Consider the following 25,730-nt stretch of genomic DNA (forward strand, 5'->3'; position numbering starts at 1 on the left):
ATGGAAATCTCTTTTTTCTTACCCATTCCTTACAAATTCCTTACGCTGAAAAAAAGCTTGTAGAATCTAATCCTCTACAAGCTAAAACGGCATCTTTTTTAATACAACTGTAAAAATCGTTTTTTCATATGGCTTACTAGAAAGATGTATTTTTCCATCCATCGCTTCCACAAGCCTTTTCGTAATCGTTAGCCCTAGACCGCTTCCTTGGTACAATCTATTTCTGGAATCTTCAAGTGTGTACATACGCTCAAATACTTTATCAATATGAGATTCATCAATTCCTTTCCCTGTATCCCATACATCTATATACACACTCGTTTCATCATCTCTTAACGTCACACCGAGTGTCTTTCCATCGTCTCCATATGTAATTGCATTTGATATTAAATTATTCAATACTCTACCTAATACTTCTACATTTCCAAGTGCATATATATTTCTTTCTGGTATATTAATATGAACTTGAAAACCTTTCGTCGTCACTAAATCATAAAAAGATAAAATCTTCTCGCGACAAACTTCATTCATATTTACTTTTGTCATTTCGATTGCTTTGTCACCAGATTCTAGTTTTGCTAAATCAAAAAACTTATGAATCAGTTCCATTACTTCTAGTGTTTTTACATGCACCTTTTCAAGTAATATTTGCTGTTCATCTTTATTCATCGTTTTATCCTTATTTAACATTTCTGTATATCCAAGAATAACTGTTAGTGGCGTCTTTAAATCATGTGAAATATTTGAAAGCATTTTTCTCATCGAAATTTCTACTTTTGCATGATCTGCATTCGTTTTCTGTTTTGCATCTAATAATTGATTAATTGCCACTAATAATTTTTGCAATTCTAGATCATCTGTCATAACGAGTAACTTCTCGCCTGTTTGTTTATTTACAATACTTTCTAATTTTTCATATGTGTATCGTAAATTTTTGCTACTGTTTTTCCTCATTTTATACTGTATGTAAATGACACATAACAATATAAAAATAATACCTATTAACAAATTGACCATATTACATCACTTCCAACTTATAGCCGATGCCCCATAACGTTTTAATATATTCTGGATTAGATGGATCGCTTTCGATTTTCTCACGCAATCTTCTCATATGAACATTAATAACGTTATCGTCCCCGTAATACTCTTCGTTCCAAACTAACGTGTATATTTGTGCTTTTGTAAATACACGATTTTGATTTTTTACGAACAGTTTTAAGATCTCAAATTCTTTTAAAGTAAGTTTGAGAGGTTTCCCGTTTTTTTCAACCGTAAAATTAATTGGATCGATTGTTAAATCACCAATTTGAATCATCTTTTCTTCTGTTGATTCTGTAGCCGAATATTTCGTAGACCTCCGAATACCTGCCTTTACACGTGCAGCTAATTCAATCATAGAAAATGGCTTACAAATGTAATCATCTGCTCCAAGTCCTAATCCAACAGCTTTATCAACATCTGTATCTTTTGCCGACATCATTAAAATCGGGACAGCACTTTTTTCTCGAATGATTCGCACAACCTCTAAGCCATCTAGCTTTGGCATCATAATATCGAGAATAATTAAATCAAATGAACCTTTTAAATATGTGTTCACGCCCTCTTCTCCATCAGACGCAATTGTTACTTGAAAACCTTCTTTTATTAAATACTTTTCCACCATTTCTTGAATTGAAATATCATCTTCGACTAATAAAATATGATGTGACATATGTCTATCCCCTTTTTTACAAACATTAGCATTTTAATTGTATCGTAACGAATGAATACTGTGAAGAATTATATGAATTTTCAAACCAACTTCCCTTCCTTCCCTAACAATGATATGATGAAATTTACTACGATAGTTCATAATTAACTTTATATAAAGGAGACTTATCATGTCAGAAAACAAAAAAGTAAGCTTAGCTGATTTAATGCGTGAACAACTTGCAAAGAAAAAGCAAGGTAACGGTAATGGTCAAAATGCCAAAAACCAAAGCCAAGAAACAAAAAAATTACAAAACCAACAAACGAAGAAAACAAACAACCAACGTAGACGTACAGGTGTATAAATGAACGGACAAAAACGTTCTAATATCGCCCCCGGCCTTGAAGTTGATATTGTATTAAAACAAGATCAACGCACAGGCAAATTAACACGTGGAATTGTAAAAGATATTTTAACGAATTCCCCTTCTCATCCGCATGGCATTAAAGTGCGATTGCAGGACGGGCAAGTCGGCAGAGTACAAAATATCGTTCAATAAGAAAAAGGAGCTCAAGTAAACGCGAGCTCCTTTTTCTTTATTAACCTTTAATTTTCTCGATGAAAACTACTTTTAAATAGTCTCCTTCTTTAAATTGATCAATGGTACGGAAATCTTCTGGTAATGAATGTTCTTCTAATATTTTATATTTGCCATTCATTTCTTTAAATGCTGTATCGATAAAGCCTTTAAACTTTTTCATATCAAATGCGCTACAATTTGTAGAAGCAACGATAATCCCATTATTTTCTGTAATGGCAATTGTTTCTTTTAATAAGTTTTTGTAATCTTTCGCTGCGCTAAATGTATACTTCTTTGATCGTGCAAAGCTTGGAGGGTCAAGTACGACCATATCAAATTTCATCTTTTTCTTCGCTGCATATTTGAAGTACAGAAACACATCTTCTACAATAATATCTTGCGCTTCATAATCAACTTCATTTACACTAAACTGCTCAATCGTTTTACTTAAACTACGATTTGCAAGATCCACACTCGTCGTTTTGCTCGCTCCGCCAAGCGCTGCAAATACAGAAAAAGCACCTGTATAAGAGAACATATTTAACACGGTTCTTCCCTTTGCATACTTATCACGAATTTGTTTTCGAACGTTACGCTGATCTAAAAATACACCAACCATCGCTCCATCATTTAAATAGACAGCGAAGTTCACACCATTCTCTTTTACGATAAGCGGAAACTCACCGCGCTCTCCTGCTACGAAATCATCACCTTCAATGTATTTCCCTTTCGTATCAAAACGCTTCTTCTCATAAATCCCTTTAAAGTTTGCTACTTTTTGGAGGGCTGCTATAATCTCATCTCTGAAAGTATAAATCCCTTCACTATACCAACTAACTACATAATAGCCATCATAATAATCGATGATTAAGCCTCCAAGACCATCACCTTCACCGTTTAGGGCACGAAATGCTGTCGTATCACTTGATTTGTAAAATTGCTTTCGTTTATGTAAGGCAGATTTAATTTTACTTTCAAAGAAAGATTGATTAATTTGTTCACTCTCTTTTCTCGTTAAAATCCAGCCGTATCCTTTATTTTGTTTTCCATAATAACCTTTTCCGACAAAATGGTTCTTCTCATCTACTACTTTAATGATTGTTCCTTCTTCCTGAACATCATTTAAATTTTGAATCGCCTCTTTTAAAATAAGCGGATATCCACTTTTAATTTCTTTTATAAATTTCGGTTTTATTTTTACAGTTACTTCTGATCGCATATAATAACTTCCTTTCCATTTGCATGCTTTCTAATTCGTAGGAAGCATATAAAAAACGAGGCTAAAAAATAACCTCGTTTCACTATACCATATTATTGCTTTGCTAGTACAACTCGCTCATACTCTCGCTTAACTGCCACATATTTACTACATTTTGAACTGGAAATCTTACTGTCCAATATAATATAAAAAACTTTTATATTTCACATTTAGCATTGACAATGATAATGATTTTCATTATCATTTAATGTATATGAGTTCTCGAAAATAAAGGCTACATTTAATAGGAGGAATAAACATGATTATTGTTACAAATACAACTAAAATTACAAAGGGAAATGGACATAAATTAATTGATCGTTTTAATAAAGTAGGCCAAGTCGAAACAATGCCAGGCTTTTTAGGATTAGAAGTTCTTCTAACACAAAATACAGTTGATTATGATGAAGTAACAATTAGCACACGCTGGAATGCGAAAGAAGATTTCCAAGGTTGGACGAAGAGCCCAGCATTTAAAGCTGCTCACTCACATCAAGGCGGAATGCCAGATTATATTCTTGATAATAAAATCTCTTACTATGATGTGAAAGTTGTACGTATGCCAATGGCTGCAGCACAGTAAACATATTTCTTTTTTAAAGTATAGAATATGAGAAGTGTTACCACTTCTCATATTCTATACTTTTTTTACTTTCTTTTTACTAGTTTCGCATGTACAACTAACCTTCCTGCTTCCGGATCAAGCGCATAGTCACACGTCGAAAGTGTTACGATTTGATCGCTTGTGGTCAATTTTGTATCCGTTTTGTACAGCGATTTTTCTTGAATCTTCTCCAAAAATGATGCGTATTCCGTATCATTGCTAAAATCCGTTTCAATGTAATAAAAATCAGTTGTTGTTGTATACACCGAGAACACTTCAAGATCATATCCTTCAAATAATGTATCGTAATATAATCTACGATGTGACAGAAAGAACTCTTCATCTAACATTTTTTTTAAACTTCCAAACATAGAACCATCTTTCATACGATGACCATATAAAATAGTATTTCGATTTTGAGATTTCACATCATTACGATAGTCCATAAAGATGCTTCCTGCTCTCATATCTTCACCTTTATAATTACGGAATAAATAGTAATCATTGTCTTTCGCTTGAACGATTGGATAATTAATTTGTGTATCATCCATCGTAATCCATCCAACTATTTCTCTGTTAATTTGTTGCAAAGCTTTGAACTGTTTACGCACTTCTCCGTCTTGTGATTGCTCTTCCATCAGACTTTTTTCATAAATATCTTGTGCTTCGGCCATTACTTTACGATTTTCATAGTAATCCATGAAAATACCACCTAATTCATATACTGAATAGAAAAAGGTACCTAAAAAAACAACTGTAAGTACTCGTTGAAAAAAAGAATTCTTCTTCCGTTCTTTTTTACTACTCAAATTATCACCTCAAAACGGATTGTTCGCATATTTAAATACCCATTGGGACCATATACAACCCTGTGTCTTCATCTTGCTTTACGACGACATCTACACCGTATATCGTCTTTATCATACTTTCTGTCACAACATCATTCGGCTTACCTTTCGTAACAATCTCGCCATCTTTCATAACGATGATATGATCACTGTAGCGAATGGCCTGATTAATATCGTGTAATACCATAACGATCGTCAATCCATGCACTTCATTTAACTCTTTTACTAGCTCTAATATTTCTAGCTGATAGTAAATATCTAAATATGTTGTCGGCTCGTCTAAAAAAAGCATTGGTGTATTTTGAGCTAATGTCATAGCAATCCAAACACGTTGTCTTTCTCCACCAGATAAAGCGTGAATCTCTTTATCACGTTTACTTAGCAAATTCGTACATGCTAAAGCCCTTTCGATTGCATCTCTATCTTCATCAGTTTGCGAGGAAAAAATATTTTTATGAGGCATACGACCAAAACTTGTTAATTTCTCTACCGTCATATCTGCCGGTGCTTCATTTTGTTGATGGACAACAGCTAACTTTCTAGCAAACTCTTTCGGTTTATATTGGCTAATCGCCTTTCCGTCCAGTATTACCTCTCCGCTACGAGGATCGTGATTTCTTGACATCACGCCAAGTAATGTTGACTTCCCGCAACCATTTGGACCAATAATTGTTGTAATTTTACCAATTTCTATTTCACTACTAACCGACTTTAATCGATCCGTTACATTATCATACGAAAAGGTTACATTTTTAATTTCCATGAACTTTATCACTCTTTCTAAGCAAGAATATTAAGAACGGGCCACCAATAACTGCCATAATCGTCGCCGCTGGAATTTCATTAGGTGGCACAATTAACCTTCCAATCGTATCTGCCGTCAAAATTAATAACGCTCCTGCAAGAGCAGAAAATGGAATTAATACTTTATGGTCTGAACCGACTAGTTGTCTTGAAATATGCGGAACGAGTAATCCTACGAAAGCAATAACACCTGCAATCGCTGTTGATACTGCCGCTAAAAGTACTGCAATAGCAGAAATAATAAGACGAACTCTCGTCACGTGCAAGCCTAAGTTTTTCGCAGTCTTATCTTGCAGCGATAATAAGTTACACCAAGCTCCTACAAACAGAGCAAGGATAAGACCAATTGTTCCATACGTAACCATTATTTCTACATCGCCCCACGTCTTCATCGTTATGTTAGAAGTCGTCGTTTGCTTAATACTCTTAATGAAATATCCGCAAATTGTAATGAACGATTCATTTAAGCCAGTGAACATTGCATTAATAGCTATACCCACTAAAATAATGCGAAGTGGACTTAACCCTGACTTCCACGAAAATGCATAAACGAGATAACATGCAAACGCACCACCTAAAAAGGCGAATACTGGTGTCCAGAAAAAGAATTGCGGGAACAACGTAATAATAACAAGTGTCATAAAACTTGCTCCTGAAGATATACCGATTACTCCAGCATCAGCGAGTGGATTTTTCATAACAGCTTGAAACAGCACACCTGAAACAGCAAGAGCCGCCCCGGTGAACAGCGCAATAATAATACGCGGGAAACGCAAATCTTTAATTACTTCAACATCTTCATTAGCCCCTGTAAATATCCCTTGTACGAGGTCCACTATCCCTATTTCTAAACTCCCTTTCATTGCTGACAATGATGTCATAACAATAAGTAATGCAGTAACAATGAGGAAACTCCAAGTTTTTTTATTCATTCCACTCTTCCTTTATATTAAAATGCATCACGGATACATCATTTTTTTCAATTCATCTAACGCTTCAATTGCTGCTAAATTGCCTGTCGTCCCAAATAAACGCTCTTCTAAATCGTAAACACAGTTATTTTTAACTGCAGCGAAGTGTTTCCAAATATCATTTGTTTTAAATTCTTTATCAAACATTTTTACAACTTCATCAGGCATACCATGTGCTGCTCGTAAAATAATGTCTGGATCTGCTTTTTTTAAATACTCTGTATTAGAGGCTAAATATTCGACTTGCTCACCTTGTACAATGTTTTTACCGCCTAATTGTTTCACTAAATCGCCAATGTAAGAATGCTCTGTTGCTACTAAATAACTCCCCGGTACACCTAATAAAATAAGCACTGTCGGTTCTTTCTTTCCCTTTACTGCTTTTTTAATCTCTGCAATCTTATTATCTAACTTCGTTACAACTGCTTTAGCCTGCTTTTCACGCCCATATTGCTTACCTAAATTACTAATGGAGTTTTGCATATTTTTCAAACTAGTTAAGTCCACAAAGTTTGCTTTCATACCTACGCCATCAAAAACTGGCTTTAATTCATATTCAAGTGTTGTCACGGATAATACTTCTGACGGCTTTAATGACTTTACCTTTTCCATATCAGGACTCATCGGATTCCCGACTTCAGGTAAACCTTTATATCTCTTTGGTAGATCTTTCGTACTTGTTGGAACACCAACTAAATCTACTTCTAACGCATCCATAATTTCAGTAACAGCGACTGTCGTGGCAACAATTCGCTCTTTACTTTCACTCTTTACCTGCTTCGCTGTTTCTTTTTTAGGTGATGAGCATCCAGCTATACACACTAATAAAATGATAGCCATTAGTACACTTGCAATTTTTTTCACTCTCAATCACCACTCCTTTCCAAACAATATGAAACAAGTCTTGATGCATGCGAACATGCATCAAGACTCCAAAAATTACAATCTACCTGCTCTATATTTACGAACTAGTAAAGCAAGTGAACCTAGCAGTAACACCATGTATAAACCAAGTTGTGCTGTATCTGCAGTTTTTGAGTTTTTCTCTTTTTTCGAATCATTTTTTTGCTCTTCTTTTTTCTTCTTATCATCTGCATTTCGGTTGAAATCAGGAGTACTTACTGTTTTTACATTATCTACTTTCGATGTAATCACTGGTTTGTTCGGATCATTTTTTGGATTTTTTTTTGGATCCTCTTTAATCGTCCCTAATGCACCAATATTATTTGTATCAAATTGAATTTGGACATCGTAGAAATGATGGTAGTTCATTTCATTAATATCAACTTTCACTTTTGCATTTAATTTTGCAAATAAATCACTTACTTCAAATTGCACTACTCTCGTATTTGCATTTTTATCTTCACTCACTACTTTCGCATCAGCAAATAAACCATCTTTTTCCGTTTGAAATTTCGTAATCCACGCACTATTTTTCAGCGTCATCTCAATGTACTTTTTACCATCTTTAACGATTAATTTGGCTGGATGTACAGTATAGTCATGCATCTTTGAAAGCTCATTTGTTTTATCTTTTAACACTTTAAATGGAATATCATATTGACCATCTACTAAATTTTTTGGATCAACTATTACTTTTGGTTGATTATTTCCGTCTTGGTTATTGTTTCCGCCTTGGTTATTGTTTCCACCTTGGTTGTTGTTTCCGCCTTGGTTGTCGTTTCCACCTTGGTTACCTAATGCTTTAATACTATTTTGATCAAATACAAATTGAATATCGTAGAAATGGTGATAATTCATTGCATCAATATCTACTTTTACTTTTGCATTTAATTTTTTCGATAAATCATCTACTTCTAACTCTACTACTTTTGTATTTTGTTCTTTATTCTCACTTAACACTTTTGCGTTAACAAAAGAACCATTCTTCTCAAATTCAAATTTTGTAATCCATGCACTATTCGTTAATGTAAACGACACATACTTCTTACCATCTTTCACTTTTAGTACAGCTGGACTCTTTGTATATGTGTTCATCATTGAAATTTCTTCGGTTTGATCTTTTAACACTTTAAAACCAATGCTGTATTCACCATCTTTTAGTGCTTTTGGATCAATGGTTGTGTTATTACCTTGGTTGTTGTTTCCGCCTTGGTTGTCGTTTCCGCCTTGGTTATCGTTTCCGCCTTGATTATCGTTTCCACCTTGGTTGTCGTTTCCGCCTTGATTGTCGTTTCCACCTTGGTTATCGTTTCCGCCTTGATTGTCGTTTCCACCTTGATTGTCGTTTCCGCCTTGGTTGTCGTTTCCACCTTGATTGTCGTTTCCGCCTTGGTTGTCTAACGGTTTAATGCTACCTTTATCAAATGCAAATTGAATGTCATAGAAATGGTGATAATTCATTGCATCGATATCTACTTTTACTTTTGCATTTAGCTTTTTCGTTAAGTCATCTACTTCTACTTCCACTACTCGTGTATCAGCTTTTTTATCTTCACTTAATACACTCGCATCAACAAACGAACCATTTTTCTCAAATTCAAACTTTGTAACCCATGCACTATTTGTTAATGTGAATGATACATATTTTTTACCATCTTTCACTTTTAACACGCCTGGACTCTTCGTGTACGTGTTCATCATTGAAATTTCTTCTGATTGATCTTTTAAAGCTTTGAAACTGATGCTGTATTCGCCGTCTTTCATTCTGTCAGCATCTGGATTCTTGTTTCCATCTGGTTTTTCTACTTCTGGTTTTTCTACTTCCGGTTTCTCTACTTCTGGTTTCTCTACTTCTGGTTTCTCTACTTCCGGTTGTTTCTCTTCGTTTTTAATTTGTTCGAGCTTATCTTGTTCAAATAAAAGTTGCACATCATGCGTTTGCTTATAGTTTCTTGACGTCATTTCGATAAATACTTTTGTATTTAGTTTTTTTGATAAATTGTGTACTTCAAACTCTACTACTCTTGTATCTTTTTCTTTATCTTCACTCACTACTTTTGCATCAACAAATGCACCATCTTTTTCCGTTTGGAAATTTTTAATTAATGAGCTACTTTTTAGTGTTACAATTGCTTTTCTCTTACCATTTTCTACTTTTAATACTCCTGGATTTACCATGTAAGTATTCATCTTAGATTCTTCATCTGTTTGATTTTTTAACACTTTAAATGGAATACTGTACTCTCCATCTGCAATTGTGTTAGAATTTGGTTGTTGATCTGGGTCAGGCTTTTGGTCGGGCTTCTGACTTGGATCCGGTTTTTCATTTGGATCTGGCTTATTTGCTGGATCCTCTTTTTCATTTGGTTTTTCTACATGAATCGGTGTAATACTGTTTTGATCAAATGCAATACGCACATCATAATCATGATGATAATTTAAAAAGTCTATGTCTACTTTTACTTTCGCATTTAATACTTTCTCTACATCGTCCACTTCAAATTCTACTACTCTTGTATCTTTTTCTTTATCTTCACTAATTACATTTGTCGCAACAAACTGGCCATTTCTTTCTGTTTCAAATTTTGTAATCCATGAACTATGTTCTAACGTAAAGGATACCTTCTTCTTCCCATCCTTCACTTTTAAAGTTCCTGGACTTACAGAGTATTGATTCATCATAGATTCTTCATCTGATGTGTCCTTAAGAACTTTGAAACCAATTGAATATTCACCATCGGCTAGTTTAGTAGCTGCTTGAACAGCAAGTGGTTGTAATGTTGATACGAATGTAAATATCATTAAGCACATTGCAACAACAATTTTAAGATATCTATTCAATGGAATGACGCTCCTTTATTTAGTTTTGACGTACTTTACGAATTAAGAAGACACCTGAAATAAGGATTAACACTGCAAATAATCCGATGCGCGATTCATCGCCTGTTTTTGGGTTATCTGTTTTTTCAGCTTTACCACTTTCATTTGTTCCTTTGTTCGCCTCTTTATTTGCTTCTTTACTCTCTTCTTTCTTCACTTCTTCTTTTATTTTTGTATCTGTTTTTGTTTGATCATTATTCTTTGTTGCAGTAGTTGCTTTATTTTCTCCACCTACCGCTTTTACATTTGCATCAAACGCAAAGCGAATTGTGTAGTGATGGTCATAGTTTACATTTGGTACAACAACATGAATTTTTGCAGCTGCTGGTTTAGATAAATCATCTATTTTAAACTCTACAGTTCTTTTATCTGCTGCTTCATCTTTACTAACAACTTTTGCATCAACAAAATTCCCGTTCTCAGGTGCTTTAAATTCTGTAATCCAAGCACTATGATTCATCGGGATTTGTACTCTCATCTCACCATTTTTTACAACTAACTTAGCTGGTTTTTCAAAATAATCATTTGCCATTGAAGCTGAATCATTTTCCGCTTTTTGGATGACATAGTTAATATCATAAGTACCGTCAGCTAGTTGTGCTGAAACTTTCCCATATGGCATGACAAGAAAAGCTAGCATACATACGAACGTTATAATAAAAGCGGGTAATACAGAAATCTTTCTCATTTGGCTTACTTCCTCCTTGTTATCCTTCATCCACACTTTTTTGAAAATGATAATTATTCTCAATTTATAAGAAAAAAATAATAATCCTCTATCATTATTTAATTGTAATTTATTTATGTAATATAGATATTATTGATTATCATTCTCAATACATGTTAAAAATAATATCCCTCTCTATTCCTTATAAAGAGCGATTCATATTTTAACATAAGTCCTATTTGTTGATTATCATTCTCAATGAAACTCAAAAAAAAATAAAACTACCATTCTCCTACTCTATCACCTCTATTTACAAAAATGATATCGTTATAGAAAACTTTATACCTTTCACTCCTCACTTCCTTCCAATATTTCCACAACTAAGTCAATCTTAGCCTACTCATAATTTTTTTGTCAACTATATTACGTATAAAATTTTAAATATCTAAATTTCTCTATATGCGGCTTTTCCTACAAAAAAAGAGGCTTTCTTTCATAGAAAGCCTCTTTTCACTATTTTTCTACAGCAACTTCTTGCTTTTGAAAAATAGAAATGACATATCCAATTACAATACCTACTAGAGCAGGAACTAACCAACCAATCCCTACACTATATAACGGAATTTTATTTAAAATAGATGCTAATGCCTCAATTTGAAGATTCGCATTGTGCAATCCATCAAAGAAGCTGATCATGAATGCTCCTACAATACCACCTACATACATTACTAAAGGAAGACGAATATAGTTTTCAACAAGCGATAATACAATCAGCACGATACCAATTGGGTAAATTGCAATTAAAATTGGTAATGCTAGTGCATTTAACTGCGTTAAGCCAAGATTTGCTACCATAAATGCTAATACACAGAAAATGAAAACGACTTTTTGATAAGAAAGCTTTGGTAATAAGGAAGAAAAATAATCACCACAAGCTGCAACAATACCTACAGAAGTTGTTAAACATGCTGCTGAAATTGCGATTCCTAATAATAAAGTTCCGTAACTACCGAATAAATGATTTACAACGTTTGTTAAAATAATTCCTCCGTTTGCTCCCATTCCAAGAGACACACTTGAAGCTCCAAGATAAGCCAGAGCTAAGTAAACTAGCAGTAAACCAAGTGCTGCAATAAATCCTGCAAAGATTGTTACTTTTGCAATACTATTTTTATTTGTAATGCCTTTTTCTTTTAAAGCATGAATGACAACATTTCCGAATACTAGCGCTGCAAGTCCATCTAAAGTTAAATATCCATCAATAAATCCTTTGAAAAGAGGAGCACTATACGCTTCTGTCGGTGCGCCAAATTCTCCAATTGGTGTAATAAATGCTTTACCTACGATAATTGCAATAACAGCTAATAAAATTGGAGTTAATACTTTACCAATGCGCCCCACTAATTTCGATGGGTTTAAAGCTAAATAGAAAGTTACGGCAAAGAAAATGAATGTAAAGATAACAAGTGGATACGATTGACCAGCTATCTCACTTGGTAAAAACGGTGCAACACTCATTTCATAAGCAACAGTTCCTGTACGTGGAACACTTACGAATACGCCTAAACATAAATAAATTGCAGTGATAAAAACTAGTGCGAATATAGGGTGTACACGCCCTGCTAGCTCATTAATATCTCCCTTTAGAGCGATAACGATAACTCCTAATAAAGGCAATCCAACGCCCGTTACGATAAAACCAAACAATGCAATCCATACATCTGTTCCAGCACCTTGCCCTAACGCTGGTGGAAAAATCATATTACCTGCACCGAAAAATAGTGCAAATAACATTAAACTTATTGCAAACATCTCAGAAAACTTTAAAGATGATCTCATTTCTACTAACCTCCTAAATGATTAATTAACAAAATATTCTGAATTAAAATCCGTCACATATCCTCTTTCAAGCATACTTCCCCGTAAAAGAACGCAAAAAACACCCGTCCCTAACAAAGGGACGAGTGTTGAAATCGTGGTTCCACCCTTATTCTAATAAAATGAATTTATAACAAAATAAGCTCATTTTATAGCTCGTGTAAATTGATAACGGTTTTATCCGCCAAGAATTACAATGCATCATGCAGTTCACTCTTGAAGTTTAGAGGTGGTAAGTCTGTCTTTCCGTATTAGGAAGCTCACAGCCTAGGCTTCCCTCTCTGAGAATCGTAAAAAACAACTCATGTCCTCATCATTACTTTTATAAAATATCTTGTCGAAACTTGTTGTTTTTTATTATATGGGCTATTTTTAAAAAAATCAATAGTTTTATTTTTTCTGACAAAAAAATATAGAGAGAAAATTTTCCCTCCCTATAACTGCCCAATTAATATGTTTAATTCCTCAGATGTAATGCTTCTCCATTTTCCTACTTCAAGATCGTCTAGCTCTATATTCATAATACGAACTCGTTTTAGCTTTGTTACAGTAAACCCGAAAGCACGGCTCATTCTACGAATTTGTCTGTTCATTCCTTGCGTTAAAACGATGCGAAATGTAGAATGATCCACTCTCTTCACCTTACATGGCTTCGTTATACCATCTTTAATCTTTACACCGCTAGACATCTCCTCAATAAACCAATCTGTAAATGGCTTATCGACAGTGACAACATACTCTTTCTCGTGCTCATGATCTCCGTGTAAAATTTGATTCGCAATGGCGCCATCATTCGTTAATAAAATAAGTCCTTCCGACGCTTTATCTAATCGCCCAACAGGAAAGATACGCTCTGGATAATTAATATACTCAATAATATTATCTTCAATATGATCGGCCGCTGTACAAGTAATACCAACTGGTTTATGAAAAGCGATATACACCTTTTCCTTCTCTTCTTTTGCAAGAACCTGTCCATCAATCGTTACAACATCACCATCGTTCACGATTGCACCGTGCATACAGATTTCGCCGTTAATAGCCACGCGTCCTGCTTTAATAAGGCGGTCTGTTTCGCGTCTTGAGCAAGATTTTGCTTCACTTATGTATTGGTTGATTTTCATGTTTTATTCCTTTTCATATATATTAAAAGCGTCAATCTATGGCAATATCATTTTGCCACGATTGACGCTCGTTTACTTCGCAAAAACAACTAAATAAATAACCCCAATCACCAAAAATATTCCGCAACAAGCTAACAATACTTTTGCAAGTTTGTCCATAAACATATAATGGTTTCCCCTTTGTTTCGTTGTTTTCTATTTTAATTCGACAACTGTTACGCCTAGGCCTCCCTCGCCCATGTCACCGTAACGGAATGTTTTCACACCACGGTGCTTCTTCAAGTAATCTTGAACACCTTGGCGAAGTGCTCCTGTTCCTTTACCGTGAATGATTGATACGCGAGGATAGCTTGCAAGCTGGGCATCGTCTAAATATTTCTCGACGCGCGCCATTGCATTTTCAAATCGTTCACCACGAAGGTCAAGTTCTAGCGACACGTGATAATCTCTACCTTTTACTGTTGCAACTGCTTTTTTCTCTGTTTGCTTCGGCGTGTTAATGTATTCCATGTTAGACTCTTTTACTTTCATCTTCAGAATACCGATTTGTACGCTCCACTCTGTGTCACTTACTTTTTCAAGTAATTGACCTTTTTGACCGAATGTTAATACCTTTACTTCATCACCTGCGCGTAATTGTTGTTTCGGCGCAGTGTTTTTCACGTTTACTTTTTGTTTCTTCACAAGCTCTGGCGCTGCGCCTTCTAAACGGCTCTTCGCTTCAATTAGCTCGTGATCTTTCACATTTGCAAGCTGTGCTTTACGCAATTGACGAAGTTCTTGAATAATGCCTTCTGCTTCTTTCTTTGCAGCTTCGACTTTTTCTTCCCCTTCTTTTTGCGCTTTTAATAATCGTTCATCACGATCTTCGTTAAATTCAATGATTTGACGTTGTAATTCGTGATGTAATTTTTCAGATTGCTTACGAAGTGCTTCTGCTTCGTTCCAGTCACGCTCTGCGTTCTTTTGACTTTCTTCTAACTTCGCAATCATATTTTCAATTTTGTTTGTATCTGTACTAATGTGGTTACGAGCTTGATCAATCACGCGATCAGATAATCCAAGGCGTTTTGAAATTTCAAAGGCATTACTACGTCCTGGTACACCGATTAATAATTTATACGTTGGGCTTAACGTGTTCACGTCAAACTCAACGCTCGCATTAATAACTTGTTCACGGTTATATCCGTATGCTTTTAATTCTGGATAATGCGTCGTAGCAACAACGCGAGCACCACGATTACATACTTCATCTAAAATTGAAATTGCTAGTGCAGCCCCTTCTTGTGGGTCTGTTCCAGCACCTAATTCATCGAATAAAACTAAGCTTTCGAAATCAGCTTTTTCTAAAATATCAACAATGTTCACCATATGTGAGGAGAACGTACTTAAACTTTGTTCAATCGATTGCTCATCACCAATATCAGCAAAGATATTTTTGAATACACAAATCTCTGACTCATCCATTACGGGAATGTGAAGACCAGATTGCGCCATTAATACACAAATACCAACTGTTTTCAGCGTAACTGTTTTACCGCCTGTATTCGGCCCTGTAATAACAATTGTCGTGAAGTCTTTACCTAACATAATGTTATTTGGCACGATAATTTCTGGATCAATAAGCGGATGACGCGCTTGTCTTAAATCCATGTAACGCTCGTTATTTACGATTGGCTTCGTTGCTTTAATACGCTTCGCATAAAAAGCTTTCGCAAAGATGAAGTCAAGATTCGCCACTACTTCTACGTTAGATAAAACGATATCTGCTTCTACTGCTACTTCTTCTGTTAACATCAATAAGATGCGTTCGATTTCTTGTTTTTCTTTCACACGTGCTTCTTGAAGCGCGTTATTTAATTCTACAATGACTTGCGGTTCAATAAATAACGTTTGCCCAGAAGCTGATTGATCGTGAACAATACCGCCATATACGCCGCGGTATTCTTGTTTTACTGGGATTACGTAACGTTCATTACGAATCGTTACAATCGAGTCAGACAGCATCTTTTGCGCGTTTGAAGAACGCGTCATGTTTTCTAACTTTTCACGAATACGGCTTTCTGCAGTACGAATTTGAGTACGAATACCACGCAGTTTATCACTTGCGCTATCGACTACTTCACCGCCATCACCGATACAATTTGTAATTTTCTTTTCTAAATCATATAAAGATACAATTTGAGCGACATGCGTTTCTAAAATTGGAAGCTCGACACCATTATCAACCATATCTTCAATGAAACGTTTCATATTGCGACTACCATACATCGTATTCGCAATATCAAGGAGTTCATTTGGGCTTAACATACTTCCAATCTTTGCACGCTTCACATTTGAGCGAATATCCGTAATACCACCTAATGGTGCACTACCTTTTAAACGAATGACTTTCGCCGCTTCATCCGTTGTATCTTGCATTTCTACAATTTCTTCAAAATCAGTGCTCGGCACTAAATGCTTCACTTTGTCACGACCAAGTGAAGAGGCTGTATGTTCAAGTAATTGTTCTTTTACTTTATTGTATTCTAATACACGCAACGTTCTTTCTAACATGTTGCAGGTCCCCCTTGTGTTACTTATTACGTTTAATATAGTCTAATAAACGTTCAATATCCCACGTGTTAATCACGTTATCTTTTTGAATCCAACCTTTACGTGCTGCCGCTACACCTGTTTCCATATCTTCTAACATTTCAAGTGTATGAGCATCCGTATTAATCGCTACTTTCACACCAGCATCTTGTGCTTGTTTTAATAATTTCGCGCTTAAATCTAAACGATTTGGATTCGCATTTAATTCTAAAACTGTATTTGTTTCTTTTGCGAGTTCGATTAATAAATCTGTATCTACATCGTATCCTTCACGGCGTCCAAGAAGACGTCCTGTCGGATGGGCAATCATTGTGACATGCTTATTCTCTAGCGCAGCGCGAAGACGTTTCATAATCGTCTCACGGTCTTGTGAGAAACTAGAGTGAATCGCTCCAATGACGTAATCTAATTCTGCTAATACTTCATCATCAAAATCAAGTGTTGCGTCTGGTAAAATATCCATTTCAATTCCGCGTAAAATTGTAATGTCTGGATACTTTTCATTCATGCGTTCAATTTCTTTCGCTTGTTCACGAAGGCGCTCTTTCGTTAAACCATTCGCCACTTTCAAGTATTGTGAGTGGTCAGTAATTGCCATAAACTTATATCCACGAGCACGACACGCCTGTACCATTTCCTCAATTGAAAAAGCACCGTCACTCCATGTTGTATGCATATGTAAATCACCTTGTATATCAGAGAACTGAATTAAGTTTGGATATTCTTTAATTAATTCAATTTCTTTTCCATCTTCACGCACTTCTGGCGGGATAAATGGAAGACCGAAATGAGCAAAGAATTCTTCTTCCGTCTCAAATGTTTTCACTTCGCCTGTTTCTAAGTTTTCTACACCGTACTCACTAATTTTCTCGCCTTTATCTTTTGCGATTTGACGCATTTTTACGTTATGGTCTTTTGATCCTGTAAAATGATGAAGAGTTGTAATAAACTCTTCTGGTTTTACTAAGCGGAAATCGATTGAAATATCATATTCATATTGAAGACGGACAGAAACTTTCGTATCTCCACTTGCGATTACTTCAATCATATTATCAAACTGTAGTAAATGTTCACGTACTGCAGCTGGTTCTGTCGTTGCAATAATAAAGTCTAAATCTTTCACTGTTTCACGAACACGGCGCAAACTACCAGCGCGAGAGAAACGAATTACTTCAGCAATATTCGACAATTTCTCCTCTATTTCCCCGGCAATAGGCAATACCATTGCGATTGGTAAACGCTCTGGACGAGATCCTACTTGATCGATTGCTTCTAATATTTTCTCTTCTGTCTTCTTACCGAAACCTGCTAAAGCTTGTACTTTATTTTCCTCACAAACCGCTTTTAGCGATTCCATATCAACAACACCAAGTTCTTTATATAACTTAGCTACCTTTTTACCACCAAGTCCTGGTAATTTTAATAACGGTAATAAGCTACTTGGCACTTCTTTTTCAAGCTCTTGTAATACTTCAGATGTTCCCGACTCTATATATTCTTGAATAACTGCTGCTGTTCCTTTTCCAATGCCCGGAATCTTCGTAAAATCTTCAATCTCAGAAAGACTACGATCATCACTTTCTAGTGCTGCTGCCGCTTTACGAAATGCCGATATTTTAAATGGATTCGCGCCCTTTAGTTCCATAAAAAGGCCGATTGTCTCTAATAATTTAATAACTTGTTTTTTATTTACTTTCATCATTGCCCCGCCTTTCTTTCATAGAAAAAAAACTCCTCTTTCCGAAAAAAGAGAAGTTATACTCTGCTACCTGTCTGCCATAGTTCCTTCACCTTTTCAGAGAGAATCGGTGTATCGTCTACAATTATTTTGCTAATTGATGATTTTTGTAATGGTGTTTGTAGTTGTTCAATCGGAAGAATGTTTCCAATAATAATTAACACAAACAAAATAATATATACTTCTAAAAATCCGAGGATTGCCCCCGCGAACGCATTGACTTGCTTTAAAACCGGTATTTCTGCAAACATATTTAACAAATTACCAAGTAGTGAAAGTGCAATTTTTGTAATAATAAACAATATGATAAACGCAAGCGCTTGATAAAATACTGTCTCAATATTATTTGCATCAATCCATTCTGGAACAGATACGTTTTTATCAAATGGATACGGAATAAATTTCGCAAGTGCTGGCGCTAAATCTTTACAGTACCAGTATGCAACAAGGTATGCGATAATAAAGCTTGTTAACTTTACAAGTTGCAGAATAAACCCTCTGCGTAAGCCGAGGAAAAATCCCATAACAAGCAGTAAAATGATAATAATATCAATCATGTTATTCCATTCCTTTTTTTGTCATACTTTCTTTCAATTTCTCATGTTCTTCTTTTAATTTTATGTAATCGTGTATGACGTTTACCGCCGTCAATACCGCTAGTCTACTCGTGTCAAGCGAAGGATTCTTGGCATTGAGTTCGCGCATTTTATCATCCACAATCGCTGCTACCATGCGGATATGACTTGTACTTTCATCGCCAACAACTGAATATTGCTGACCATAGATTTCTACATTAATTCGACTTTTCTTTCCTTTTTGTTGTGACAACTCACCGGCCTCCAATCACGTACAGAATCCTAAAGTTTATCATACCATGAACCTTCATAATATGGAAACAGAAAGAACAATCCGATATGATAAAAATAACAATATAAAAAAAGGGGCGACCATTATGTCAAATTCTATCGTAATTCAAACAAATTCTACAGTAATTGAAGACATGAAACAACAATATAAACAATCTCTTAGCCCGAAAACTCCGCAAGGCGGGATCTTTATGGCAAAGGTGCCATCTTGCACAATTACAGCGTATAAATCCGGAAAAGTAATGTTCCAAGGCGGACGTGCTGAAGCAGAAGCTGCTCGTTGGCAAACTGTCTCTCAAACACCGAAAACAGCTGTAAAAAAATCTGTCAATTCACACCGTTATGCACCACCTGCTTCCATCAGTACAATGTCGATCGTAGGATCCGATGAAGTGGGTACTGGTGATTTCTTCGGACCGATGACAGTCGTTGCTGTATATGTCGATGCAAAGCAAATTCCACTACTAAAAGAGCTTGGTGTAAAAGACTCTAAAAACTTAAATGACAATCAAATTACTGCCATTGCGAAACAACTTCTACATGTTGTTCCTTATAGCTCTCTCGTTCTTCATAATGAAAAATATAACGAACTATTTGATAAAGGAAACAACCAAGGTAAGTTAAAAGCTCTACTACATAATAAAGCTATTACAAACTTATTAGCAAAAATCGCACCTACAAAACCTGAAGGCGTCTTAATCGATCAATTCACACAACCTGATACATACTACAAATATTTAGCTAAACAAAAACAGGTACAGCGTGAAAATGTTTACTTCGCGACGAAAGGCGAAAGCGTCCATTTAGCAGTAGCTGCTGCCTCTATTTTAGCTCGTTACTCATTCGTAAAACAGTTTGACGAACTAAGCAAAAAAGCTGGTATGCCACTTCCGAAAGGTGCTGGTAAACAAGTTGATATTGCAGCCGCTAAATTAATTCAAAAGCTTGGTAAAGAACGATTACCTGAGTTTGTGAAACTGCATTTCGCTAATACGGAGAAGGCGCTTCGCTTACTAAAATAGTATCGACAAAAACAGGAGCCTACAAACTCCTGTTTTTTGTTTCACTCTTCTACTATTAACCTTATACTTTTGTTACAATTAAAATATACAGATTATTCTAACATAGGAGGAGATTCCCATTGCTACTTCTACAAATGATTCTAAATATTTTACTAGGCGATCCACACGAAAGACAGTTTGAAATTAGAGAAAATATTCAGCTACTCAGTGAGAAACGAGAGTTCAACGATTTAATAGAGCGTTATGGCCGTTCTTTCTTATTAAACTTTCGGATTCGAAGATTTATCGGGAAACACGATGCCCGCTTGTTAATACATAATCCAGCAAAACTACAACACTTCTGTGAGGAACTTGAATGTATGATTAGAAAAAGGAGGTTTTTCATATGAACGCTGTAAAAGTTATTATATGTTTTCGTACACCTCGTGGGCCCACTTTCTTACCTCACTATTTCTACCATTTGGGGAGCTTTTTTCACTACTAAATCCACATTCGAAAATATATCTGATAATCTTGGTGTGATGGCTATCTATTACGTGTTCATAAGCTTACTGTGGTTTTTCTATTTAGATCGATTAGATAAAGATGTAGATAAAGTGAAACTTTAATCAGTGGGGGTTTTGTTCATCCCCCACTGATTATTAGTTGAACCAATCGGGCTTTTACGGGCAGTTGATCCCCCACCTAACTTCTTCGCTTTCGCTGAATTTTGAGGTGGGGATCTTACTGCCCGTTAATGCGGGATAAAATTACAAAAGAAATTAACGATAATAAGATGTAACACATAAAAAAGGAGAGGCGCCAAAACTCTCCTTTTTTATGTTAACTTCGTTTCTGCTTCTTATTTGATGAAGGTACTTTATGAGAACCTGTTTCATGTGTCGTCGTTCCTTGTCCTTCTACTTCTGGAGAACCTAGGTCCGATCTTGAATGATCTTTTTTCACTTTTTTACTCATTTAAATTCACCCCTTCGCGTTACTTTTTGCTACGGGAGAATAAACTATACAATATACAAAATAAAAAGCGAGAGGAAATCCTCTCGCTTTTTTCATATTTTAGAATTCAGAAGAACCTGGAGTTCTTGGGAATGGAATTACGTCACGGATGTTAGCCATGCCAGTGATGTACATTAGAAAGCGCTCGAAACCTAGACCGAATCCAGCGTGTTTTGTACCGCCGTATTTTCTAAGTTCTAAGTACCACCAATAATCCTCTTCGTTCATACCTAATTCTTTAATTCTGTCTACTAAAACGTCCATTCTTTCTTCACGTTGGCTTCCGCCGATTAATTCGCCGATGCCAGGAACTAGAAGGTCAGTAGCAGCTACTGTTTTACCGTCGTCATTTAAGCGCATGTAGAATGCTTTAATGTCTTTCGGATAGTCAGTTACGAATACAGGGCGTTTGAAGATTTCTTCTGATAAGTATCTTTCATGCTCTGTTTGTAAGTCAATACCCCATTCTACTGGGTATTTGAAGTCAGCACCTGACTCTTGAAGCACTTTAATTGCTTCTGTATATGTGATACGACCGAAGTCAGAATTAATTACGTTGTTCATGCGCTCTAAAACTGTTTTATCAACGAAGCTGTTGAAGAATTCCATTTCTTCTGGTGCATGCTCTAATACGTATTTCATTGCATATTTCAGCATATCTTCTGTAAGGTTCATTACGTCACCTAGTTCAGCGAATGCAATCTCAGGCTCAACCATCCAGAACTCAGCAGCGTGGCGAGTTGTGTTTGAGTTTTCTGCACGGAATGTAGGTCCGAATGTGTATACGTCACGGAATGCTAATGCATACGCTTCAGCGTTCAGCTGTCCACTTACTGTTAAGTTTGTTTCTTTGCCGAAGAAGTCTTTTGATTCATCAACTTGTCCACCTTCACCTTTTGGTACGTTGTTTAAATCTTGCGTTGTTACGCGGAACATTTCGCCCGCACCTTCTGTATCACTACCAGTAATGATTGGTGTGTGAACATGTACGAATCCACGCTCTTGGAAGAATTGGTGAATCGCAAATGCTGCAATAGAACGTACGCGGAACGTTGCAGAGAATGCATTTGTTCTTGGACGTAAGTGAGCAATTGTACGTAAGTATTCAAACGTGTGACGTTTCTTTTGAAGTGGGTAATCAGAATCTGATAAGCCCTCGATATCAATTTTTTCTGCTTTAATTTCAAATGGTTGCTTCGCTCCAGGCGTTGCAATTACTTTACCTTCTACTTTAACTGAAGAGCTAAGTGGAAGTTTTGCAATTTCTTTGAAGTTATCTAATTCTGTATCGAAAACGATTTGAACGCTTTTGAAGAAGCTACCGTCGTTTAATTCGATGAAACCAAATGCTTTTGAATCACGTAAGTTACGAATCCACCCTGATACTTGTACTGTTTGACCTGCGTATTTATCTGTATCTCTATACAGACTTTTTACTAATGTGTTTTCCATAGTGAAATTCTCCTTTGCTGATATATTTAAATACAAAAAACCTTTCATCCATAAAGGGACGAAAGGTTAAACTTCGCGGTACCACCCAATTTGTCATAAAGACCAACTTTAACTCGTATGTAATACATACTTCCCGGTTTGTAACAGGCCGGATTCCCGTCTAAGTCTACTCTTGAATACAAGATTCAATTTCGGTTAGCAACTCCAAGGTGTTCTTCACATATACCGCCTCATCAGGCTCTCACCGTCCCTGACTCGCTTTGGATTATAGTATATACTACTTTTCCTTATCATCGTCTTTCATTTTGTTAAACTAAAATTAATGTACTACATTCGAGAGAAAGATGCAAGATGTCGGAAAATATATCGACGATTTTTACAATCGTTCCATAAAAAAATTGCCGGAATTAATCCGGCAATTTCTTATTACTTACGTAACTCCGCACCAAATTTCTCTTCTACCGCTGTTAATACACGGTTATGTGCTTCTGTTACTTCTTCGTCTGTTAACGTACGCTCTGCATCGAAGTAGTTCATAGAGAATGCAAGTGATTTCTTGCCTTCTTCCATTTTTTCTCCTTCGTATAAGTCAAATAGTGTTACGTCTTTCAGAAGTTCTCCACCAGCTTCAGCAATAACTTGCTTCATTTCGCCAGCTTTTGTTTCTTTCGTTACGACAACAGCCATATCACGTGTCATAGATGGGAAACGTGGGATCGCTGAGTAGTAAGTTTCTTCTGCATCTGCACCGAATACTTTTACAAGAGATAATTCGAATACGAATGTATTTTTCACATCTAATTGTTTTTCTGCTTCTGGGTGCAATTGACCGATGAAACCAATTACTTCGCCATCTAATACGATGTCAGCTGTACGACCTGGGTGCATACCTTCACGTTTTGCTGGTGCATAAGTGATTTGGTTTGAAACGCCAAGTACGTCGAATAATCCTTCTAGTACACCTTTCACAACGAAGAAGTCTACTACTTTTTTCTCACCTTGCCATGCATGGTGAAGAGCAAGACCTGTCATAACACCTGCAAGATGTTGTTCTTCTTTCGGAAGTTCTCCTGCTTCTGTCGGTAAGAAGATAGAACCTACTTCGTATAAAGCAACGCTATCGTTTTTACGTGCAACGTTGTATGAAACTGCTTCTAACAATTGTGGCACTAGGCTTAAACGAAGTTGGCTGCGTTCTTCACTCATTGGAAGCGCAAGACCTACAGGTGCTTTTTCGTTTGGCTCAACCATATATTGTTTCGCTTTGTCAGCGCTTGTTAATGAATATGTGATCGCTTCATATAAACCAGCACCTTCTAAGAAGCGACGTACTTTACGACGTTTCGTCTGTGCTGATGTTAATTTACCACGAGTCATTGTTCCAGAAGGTAATGTAACTGGAATATGGTCATAACCGTATAGACGGCCCACTTCTTCTACTAAGTCTTCTGAAATTGTAATATCAGGACGACGTGCTGGTACATTCACATGGAATGTTCCTTCTACTTCTGTGAATGGGAATTTTAAGTTTGTGAACATTGTACCCATTTCACTTGCAGAAATATTTGTACCTAATACACGGTTTACTTTTTCAGCAGTAACAGATACTGTACGCTCTTGTACTTGTAAGTTGTCAGCTTCTACTACACCTTCAAGCGCTTCTCCGCCAGCGTATTTCGCCATTAAAGCAGCTGCATGTTGAATTGCTTCAAACGTACGCGTTGGGTCGATTCCTTTTTCGAAACGTGCACTTGATTCACTGCGAAGACCTAAGTCTTTTGATGTACGGCGCACTGTTTGACCCGCAAAGTATGCAGATTCAATTAAAACGTTTACTGTCTCGTTTGTAACTTCAGAATCAGCTCCACCCATTACACCAGCAACAGCTAAAGCTTTTGTGCCGTTTGTAATTACAAGATGGTGATTTTGTAACGTACGCTCTTGATCATCTAACGTTTCAATTTTTTCGCCTTCTTTTGCAAGACGAACAACGATTTCTTTTGAACCTAATTTATCGTAATCGAATGCATGTAACGGTTGACCGTATTCCATTAAAATGTAGTTTGTAATATCAACTACGTTGCTAATTGGACGAATGCCAGCTGTCATAAGGCGCGTTTGCATCCACATTGGAGATGGACCAACTTTTACGTTCTTCACCATTTTTGCAATGTATAATGGGTTTTCTTCTTTCGCTTCTACACTTACAGAAATGTAATCAGCAGTTTTTTCTGCTGTTTCTTGTAAGTCGATAGCTGGAAGTTTTACTTCACGACCGTAAATAGCAGCGACTTCATATGCAACACCTAACATGTTTAAGCAATCTGCACGGTTTGGTGTTAAACCAAGCTCAAGTACTTCATCATGTAAGTTTAAAATTTCAAGTGCATCTGCACCAACTTCAGCGTCACTTGGGAAGATGAAGATACCGTCTGCGTATTCTTTCGCAACTAATTTCCCGTCAATACCAAGCTCTTGAAGCGCACAAACCATACCGTGAGAAGCTTCACCACGTAGTTTTGCTTTTTTAATTTTGAAGTTACCAGGAAGTACAGCTCCAACTTTTGCAACTGGTACTTTTAAACCTTTTGCAATGTTAGCAGCTCCACAAATAATTTGAACTGGCTCTTCTTCACCGATATCGATTAAGCATTTGCTTAACTTATCAGCTTCTGGGTGTTTTTCACATTCTAATACGTGACCAACTACAACACCTTTTACACCTTTATTTAATACTTCAACACCTTCTACTTCAATACCACTTTTCGTGATTTTGTCTGCTAGTTCTTGTGCTGTTACATCTTTAATATCTACATACTCTTGTAACCAACGATATGATACGAACATACTT

At 36.1% G+C, this 25,730-nt stretch carries 24 protein-coding genes and 2 other annotated features; of the genes, 6 read left to right on the forward strand and 18 right to left on the reverse strand.

What is annotated here, in order from left to right; genetic code table 11:
- Positions 1 to 81: 81 nt before the first annotated feature.
- Complete coding sequence (locus AAG068_RS22715; RefSeq protein ID WP_342715902.1) at positions 82 to 1,017, reverse strand: HAMP domain-containing histidine kinase; 936 nt, start codon at positions 1,015 to 1,017, stop codon at positions 82 to 84.
- 1 nt (position 1,018) lies between these two features.
- A complete protein-coding gene (locus tag AAG068_RS22720) occupies positions 1,019 to 1,714 on the reverse strand; it encodes a response regulator transcription factor (protein WP_016118692.1) in 696 nt (231 codons plus the stop codon).
- 169 nt (positions 1,715 to 1,883) lie between these two features.
- Between AAG068_RS22720 and AAG068_RS22725 the strand changes: the two genes are divergently transcribed.
- Together AAG068_RS22725 and AAG068_RS22730 are read left to right on the forward strand one after the other, a co-directional pair.
- On the forward strand, positions 1,884 to 2,057 hold the full coding sequence (locus AAG068_RS22725) for a hypothetical protein (RefSeq protein ID WP_001293578.1): 174 nt from the start codon (positions 1,884 to 1,886) through the stop codon (positions 2,055 to 2,057).
- Entirely contained in the window at positions 2,058 to 2,252 is a 195-nt protein-coding gene (locus tag AAG068_RS22730) for a YwbE family protein (RefSeq protein WP_001014310.1), read from the forward strand.
- 40 nt (positions 2,253 to 2,292) lie between these two features.
- Here AAG068_RS22730 and AAG068_RS22735 read toward each other — a convergent pair whose 3' ends face one another.
- Complete coding sequence (locus tag AAG068_RS22735; protein WP_342715906.1) at positions 2,293 to 3,492, reverse strand: class I SAM-dependent rRNA methyltransferase; 1,200 nt, start codon at positions 3,490 to 3,492, stop codon at positions 2,293 to 2,295.
- Positions 3,493 to 3,790: 298 nt separating this feature from the next.
- Here AAG068_RS22735 and isdG point away from each other — a divergent pair, with 298 nt between their 5' ends.
- Positions 3,791 to 4,114 carry a heme oxygenase gene (isdG, locus tag AAG068_RS22740; RefSeq protein ID WP_306184406.1) on the forward strand — a complete coding sequence of 108 codons (324 nt, stop codon included), beginning with the start codon at positions 3,791 to 3,793 and terminating at the stop codon, positions 4,112 to 4,114.
- A gap of 65 nt (positions 4,115 to 4,179) precedes the next feature.
- Here the strand turns inward: isdG and srtB are convergent, their stop codons facing one another.
- The 12 genes from srtB to zapA form a co-directional block, all read right to left on the reverse strand.
- Positions 4,180 to 4,944: a class B sortase gene (gene srtB, locus AAG068_RS22745; RefSeq protein ID WP_342715908.1), complete on the reverse strand. Its 765-nt coding sequence runs from the start codon at positions 4,942 to 4,944 to the stop codon at positions 4,180 to 4,182.
- Positions 4,945 to 4,975: 31 nt separating this feature from the next.
- Positions 4,976 to 5,746 (reverse strand): ABC transporter ATP-binding protein, encoded by a 771-nt coding sequence (locus AAG068_RS22750; RefSeq protein ID WP_342715909.1) that lies wholly within the window; start codon positions 5,744 to 5,746, stop codon positions 4,976 to 4,978.
- On the reverse strand, positions 5,736 to 6,719 hold the full coding sequence (locus AAG068_RS22755) for a FecCD family ABC transporter permease (RefSeq protein WP_327801026.1): 984 nt from the start codon (positions 6,717 to 6,719) through the stop codon (positions 5,736 to 5,738). The genes AAG068_RS22750 and AAG068_RS22755 overlap by 11 nt, the downstream gene beginning before the upstream one ends.
- 27 nt (positions 6,720 to 6,746) lie before the next feature.
- Positions 6,747 to 7,628 (reverse strand): heme ABC transporter substrate-binding protein IsdE, encoded by an 882-nt coding sequence (gene isdE / locus AAG068_RS22760; protein ID WP_342715910.1) that lies wholly within the window; start codon positions 7,626 to 7,628, stop codon positions 6,747 to 6,749.
- 69 nt (positions 7,629 to 7,697) lie between these two features.
- Positions 7,698 to 10,502 (reverse strand): NEAT domain-containing protein, encoded by a 2,805-nt coding sequence (locus AAG068_RS22765; protein WP_342715911.1) that lies wholly within the window; start codon positions 10,500 to 10,502, stop codon positions 7,698 to 7,700.
- Positions 10,503 to 10,521: 19 nt separating this feature from the next.
- Positions 10,522 to 11,229 (reverse strand): heme uptake protein IsdC, encoded by a 708-nt coding sequence (gene isdC / locus AAG068_RS22770; protein WP_342715912.1) that lies wholly within the window; start codon positions 11,227 to 11,229, stop codon positions 10,522 to 10,524.
- A 492-nt stretch (positions 11,230 to 11,721) separates the two neighbouring features.
- Positions 11,722 to 13,047, reverse strand: a complete 1,326-nt coding sequence (gene brnQ6, locus AAG068_RS22775) for a branched-chain amino acid transport system II carrier protein BrnQ6 (RefSeq protein ID WP_342715913.1) — start codon at positions 13,045 to 13,047, stop codon at positions 11,722 to 11,724.
- A gap of 114 nt (positions 13,048 to 13,161) precedes the next feature.
- Positions 13,162 to 13,412, reverse strand: a binding site (T-box leader).
- A 108-nt stretch (positions 13,413 to 13,520) separates the two neighbouring features.
- The gene (locus AAG068_RS22780; protein ID WP_342715914.1) at positions 13,521 to 14,210 is read right to left on the reverse strand and encodes a 23S rRNA pseudouridine(2604) synthase RluF; all 690 of its coding nucleotides are present in this window, start codon (positions 14,208 to 14,210) and stop codon (positions 13,521 to 13,523) included.
- Positions 14,211 to 14,405: 195 nt separating this feature from the next.
- Entirely contained in the window at positions 14,406 to 16,766 is a 2,361-nt protein-coding gene (locus tag AAG068_RS22785; RefSeq protein WP_342715915.1) for an endonuclease MutS2, read from the reverse strand.
- Positions 16,767 to 16,785: 19 nt separating this feature from the next.
- The gene (gene polX / locus AAG068_RS22790) at positions 16,786 to 18,504 is read right to left on the reverse strand and encodes a DNA polymerase/3'-5' exonuclease PolX (protein WP_016086031.1); all 1,719 of its coding nucleotides are present in this window, start codon (positions 18,502 to 18,504) and stop codon (positions 16,786 to 16,788) included.
- A 56-nt stretch (positions 18,505 to 18,560) separates the two neighbouring features.
- Positions 18,561 to 19,100, reverse strand: a complete 540-nt coding sequence (locus AAG068_RS22795) for a CvpA family protein (RefSeq protein ID WP_000565407.1) — start codon at positions 19,098 to 19,100, stop codon at positions 18,561 to 18,563.
- Position 19,101: 1 nt separating this feature from the next.
- Positions 19,102 to 19,371 (reverse strand): cell division protein ZapA, encoded by a 270-nt coding sequence (zapA, locus tag AAG068_RS22800; RefSeq protein WP_000082701.1) that lies wholly within the window; start codon positions 19,369 to 19,371, stop codon positions 19,102 to 19,104.
- 124 nt (positions 19,372 to 19,495) lie between these two features.
- On the opposite strand from zapA, the gene rnhC reads away from it, so the two are divergent.
- From rnhC to AAG068_RS22815, 3 genes are all read left to right on the forward strand, one after another.
- Entirely contained in the window at positions 19,496 to 20,431 is a 936-nt protein-coding gene (rnhC, locus tag AAG068_RS22805) for a ribonuclease HIII (RefSeq protein WP_342715919.1), read from the forward strand.
- A 119-nt stretch (positions 20,432 to 20,550) separates the two neighbouring features.
- Complete coding sequence (locus AAG068_RS22810) at positions 20,551 to 20,820, forward strand: hypothetical protein (RefSeq protein ID WP_342715920.1); 270 nt, start codon at positions 20,551 to 20,553, stop codon at positions 20,818 to 20,820.
- 36 nt (positions 20,821 to 20,856) lie between these two features.
- Positions 20,857 to 21,039, forward strand: a complete 183-nt coding sequence (locus tag AAG068_RS22815; protein WP_342715921.1) for a hypothetical protein — start codon at positions 20,857 to 20,859, stop codon at positions 21,037 to 21,039.
- Between the two features lie 214 nt (positions 21,040 to 21,253).
- On the opposite strand, the gene AAG068_RS22820 is transcribed toward AAG068_RS22815, so the two are convergent.
- From AAG068_RS22820 to pheT, 3 genes are all read right to left on the reverse strand, one after another.
- Positions 21,254 to 21,388, reverse strand: coding sequence for a YuzL family protein (locus tag AAG068_RS22820; RefSeq protein WP_098668073.1), 135 nt, complete (start codon positions 21,386 to 21,388; stop codon positions 21,254 to 21,256).
- Positions 21,389 to 21,487: 99 nt separating this feature from the next.
- Complete coding sequence (gene asnS, locus AAG068_RS22825; protein ID WP_342715922.1) at positions 21,488 to 22,879, reverse strand: asparagine--tRNA ligase; 1,392 nt, start codon at positions 22,877 to 22,879, stop codon at positions 21,488 to 21,490.
- A gap of 51 nt (positions 22,880 to 22,930) precedes the next feature.
- Positions 22,931 to 23,182: a binding site (T-box leader), on the reverse strand.
- Between the two features lie 123 nt (positions 23,183 to 23,305).
- Positions 23,306 to 25,726: a phenylalanine--tRNA ligase subunit beta gene (gene pheT / locus AAG068_RS22830; protein WP_342715923.1), complete on the reverse strand. Its 2,421-nt coding sequence runs from the start codon at positions 25,724 to 25,726 to the stop codon at positions 23,306 to 23,308.
- Positions 25,727 to 25,730 lie beyond the last annotated feature (4 nt).

The sequence above is a fragment of the Bacillus paramycoides genome (assembly GCF_038971285.1).
Classification (GTDB): domain Bacteria; phylum Bacillota; class Bacilli; order Bacillales; family Bacillaceae_G; genus Bacillus_A.

What these genes read in the sequence shown, in the direction of transcription:
- AAG068_RS22750 (WP_342715909.1), bottom strand. Translation starts at nt 5,746, where the DNA reads ATGGAAATTAAAAATGTAACCTTTTCGTATGATAATGTAACGGATCGA.
- asnS (WP_342715922.1), bottom strand. Translation starts at nt 22,879, where the DNA reads ATGGAAAACACATTAGTAAAAAGTCTGTATAGAGATACAGATAAATAC.
- isdC (WP_342715912.1), bottom strand. Translation starts at nt 11,229, where the DNA reads ATGAGAAAGATTTCTGTATTACCCGCTTTTATTATAACGTTCGTATGT.
- AAG068_RS22735 (WP_342715906.1), bottom strand. Translation starts at nt 3,492, where the DNA reads ATGCGATCAGAAGTAACTGTAAAAATAAAACCGAAATTTATAAAAGAA.
- AAG068_RS22820 (WP_098668073.1), bottom strand. Translation starts at nt 21,388, where the DNA reads ATGAGTAAAAAAGTGAAAAAAGATCATTCAAGATCGGACCTAGGTTCT.
- brnQ6 (WP_342715913.1), bottom strand. Translation starts at nt 13,047, where the DNA reads ATGAGATCATCTTTAAAGTTTTCTGAGATGTTTGCAATAAGTTTAATG.
- AAG068_RS22725 (WP_001293578.1), top strand. Translation starts at nt 1,884, where the DNA reads ATGTCAGAAAACAAAAAAGTAAGCTTAGCTGATTTAATGCGTGAACAA.
- AAG068_RS22720 (WP_016118692.1), bottom strand. Translation starts at nt 1,714, where the DNA reads ATGTCACATCATATTTTATTAGTCGAAGATGATATTTCAATTCAAGAA.
- AAG068_RS22730 (WP_001014310.1), top strand. Translation starts at nt 2,058, where the DNA reads ATGAACGGACAAAAACGTTCTAATATCGCCCCCGGCCTTGAAGTTGAT.
- AAG068_RS22755 (WP_327801026.1), bottom strand. Translation starts at nt 6,719, where the DNA reads ATGAATAAAAAAACTTGGAGTTTCCTCATTGTTACTGCATTACTTATT.
- isdG (WP_306184406.1), top strand. Translation starts at nt 3,791, where the DNA reads ATGATTATTGTTACAAATACAACTAAAATTACAAAGGGAAATGGACAT.
- AAG068_RS22780 (WP_342715914.1), bottom strand. Translation starts at nt 14,210, where the DNA reads ATGAAAATCAACCAATACATAAGTGAAGCAAAATCTTGCTCAAGACGC.
- AAG068_RS22795 (WP_000565407.1), bottom strand. Translation starts at nt 19,100, where the DNA reads ATGATTGATATTATTATCATTTTACTGCTTGTTATGGGATTTTTCCTC.
- rnhC (WP_342715919.1), top strand. Translation starts at nt 19,496, where the DNA reads ATGTCAAATTCTATCGTAATTCAAACAAATTCTACAGTAATTGAAGAC.
- AAG068_RS22785 (WP_342715915.1), bottom strand. Translation starts at nt 16,766, where the DNA reads ATGTTAGAAAGAACGTTGCGTGTATTAGAATACAATAAAGTAAAAGAA.
- AAG068_RS22715 (WP_342715902.1), bottom strand. Translation starts at nt 1,017, where the DNA reads ATGGTCAATTTGTTAATAGGTATTATTTTTATATTGTTATGTGTCATT.
- pheT (WP_342715923.1), bottom strand. Translation starts at nt 25,726, where the DNA reads ATGTTCGTATCATATCGTTGGTTACAAGAGTATGTAGATATTAAAGAT.
- polX (WP_016086031.1), bottom strand. Translation starts at nt 18,504, where the DNA reads ATGAAAGTAAATAAAAAACAAGTTATTAAATTATTAGAGACAATCGGC.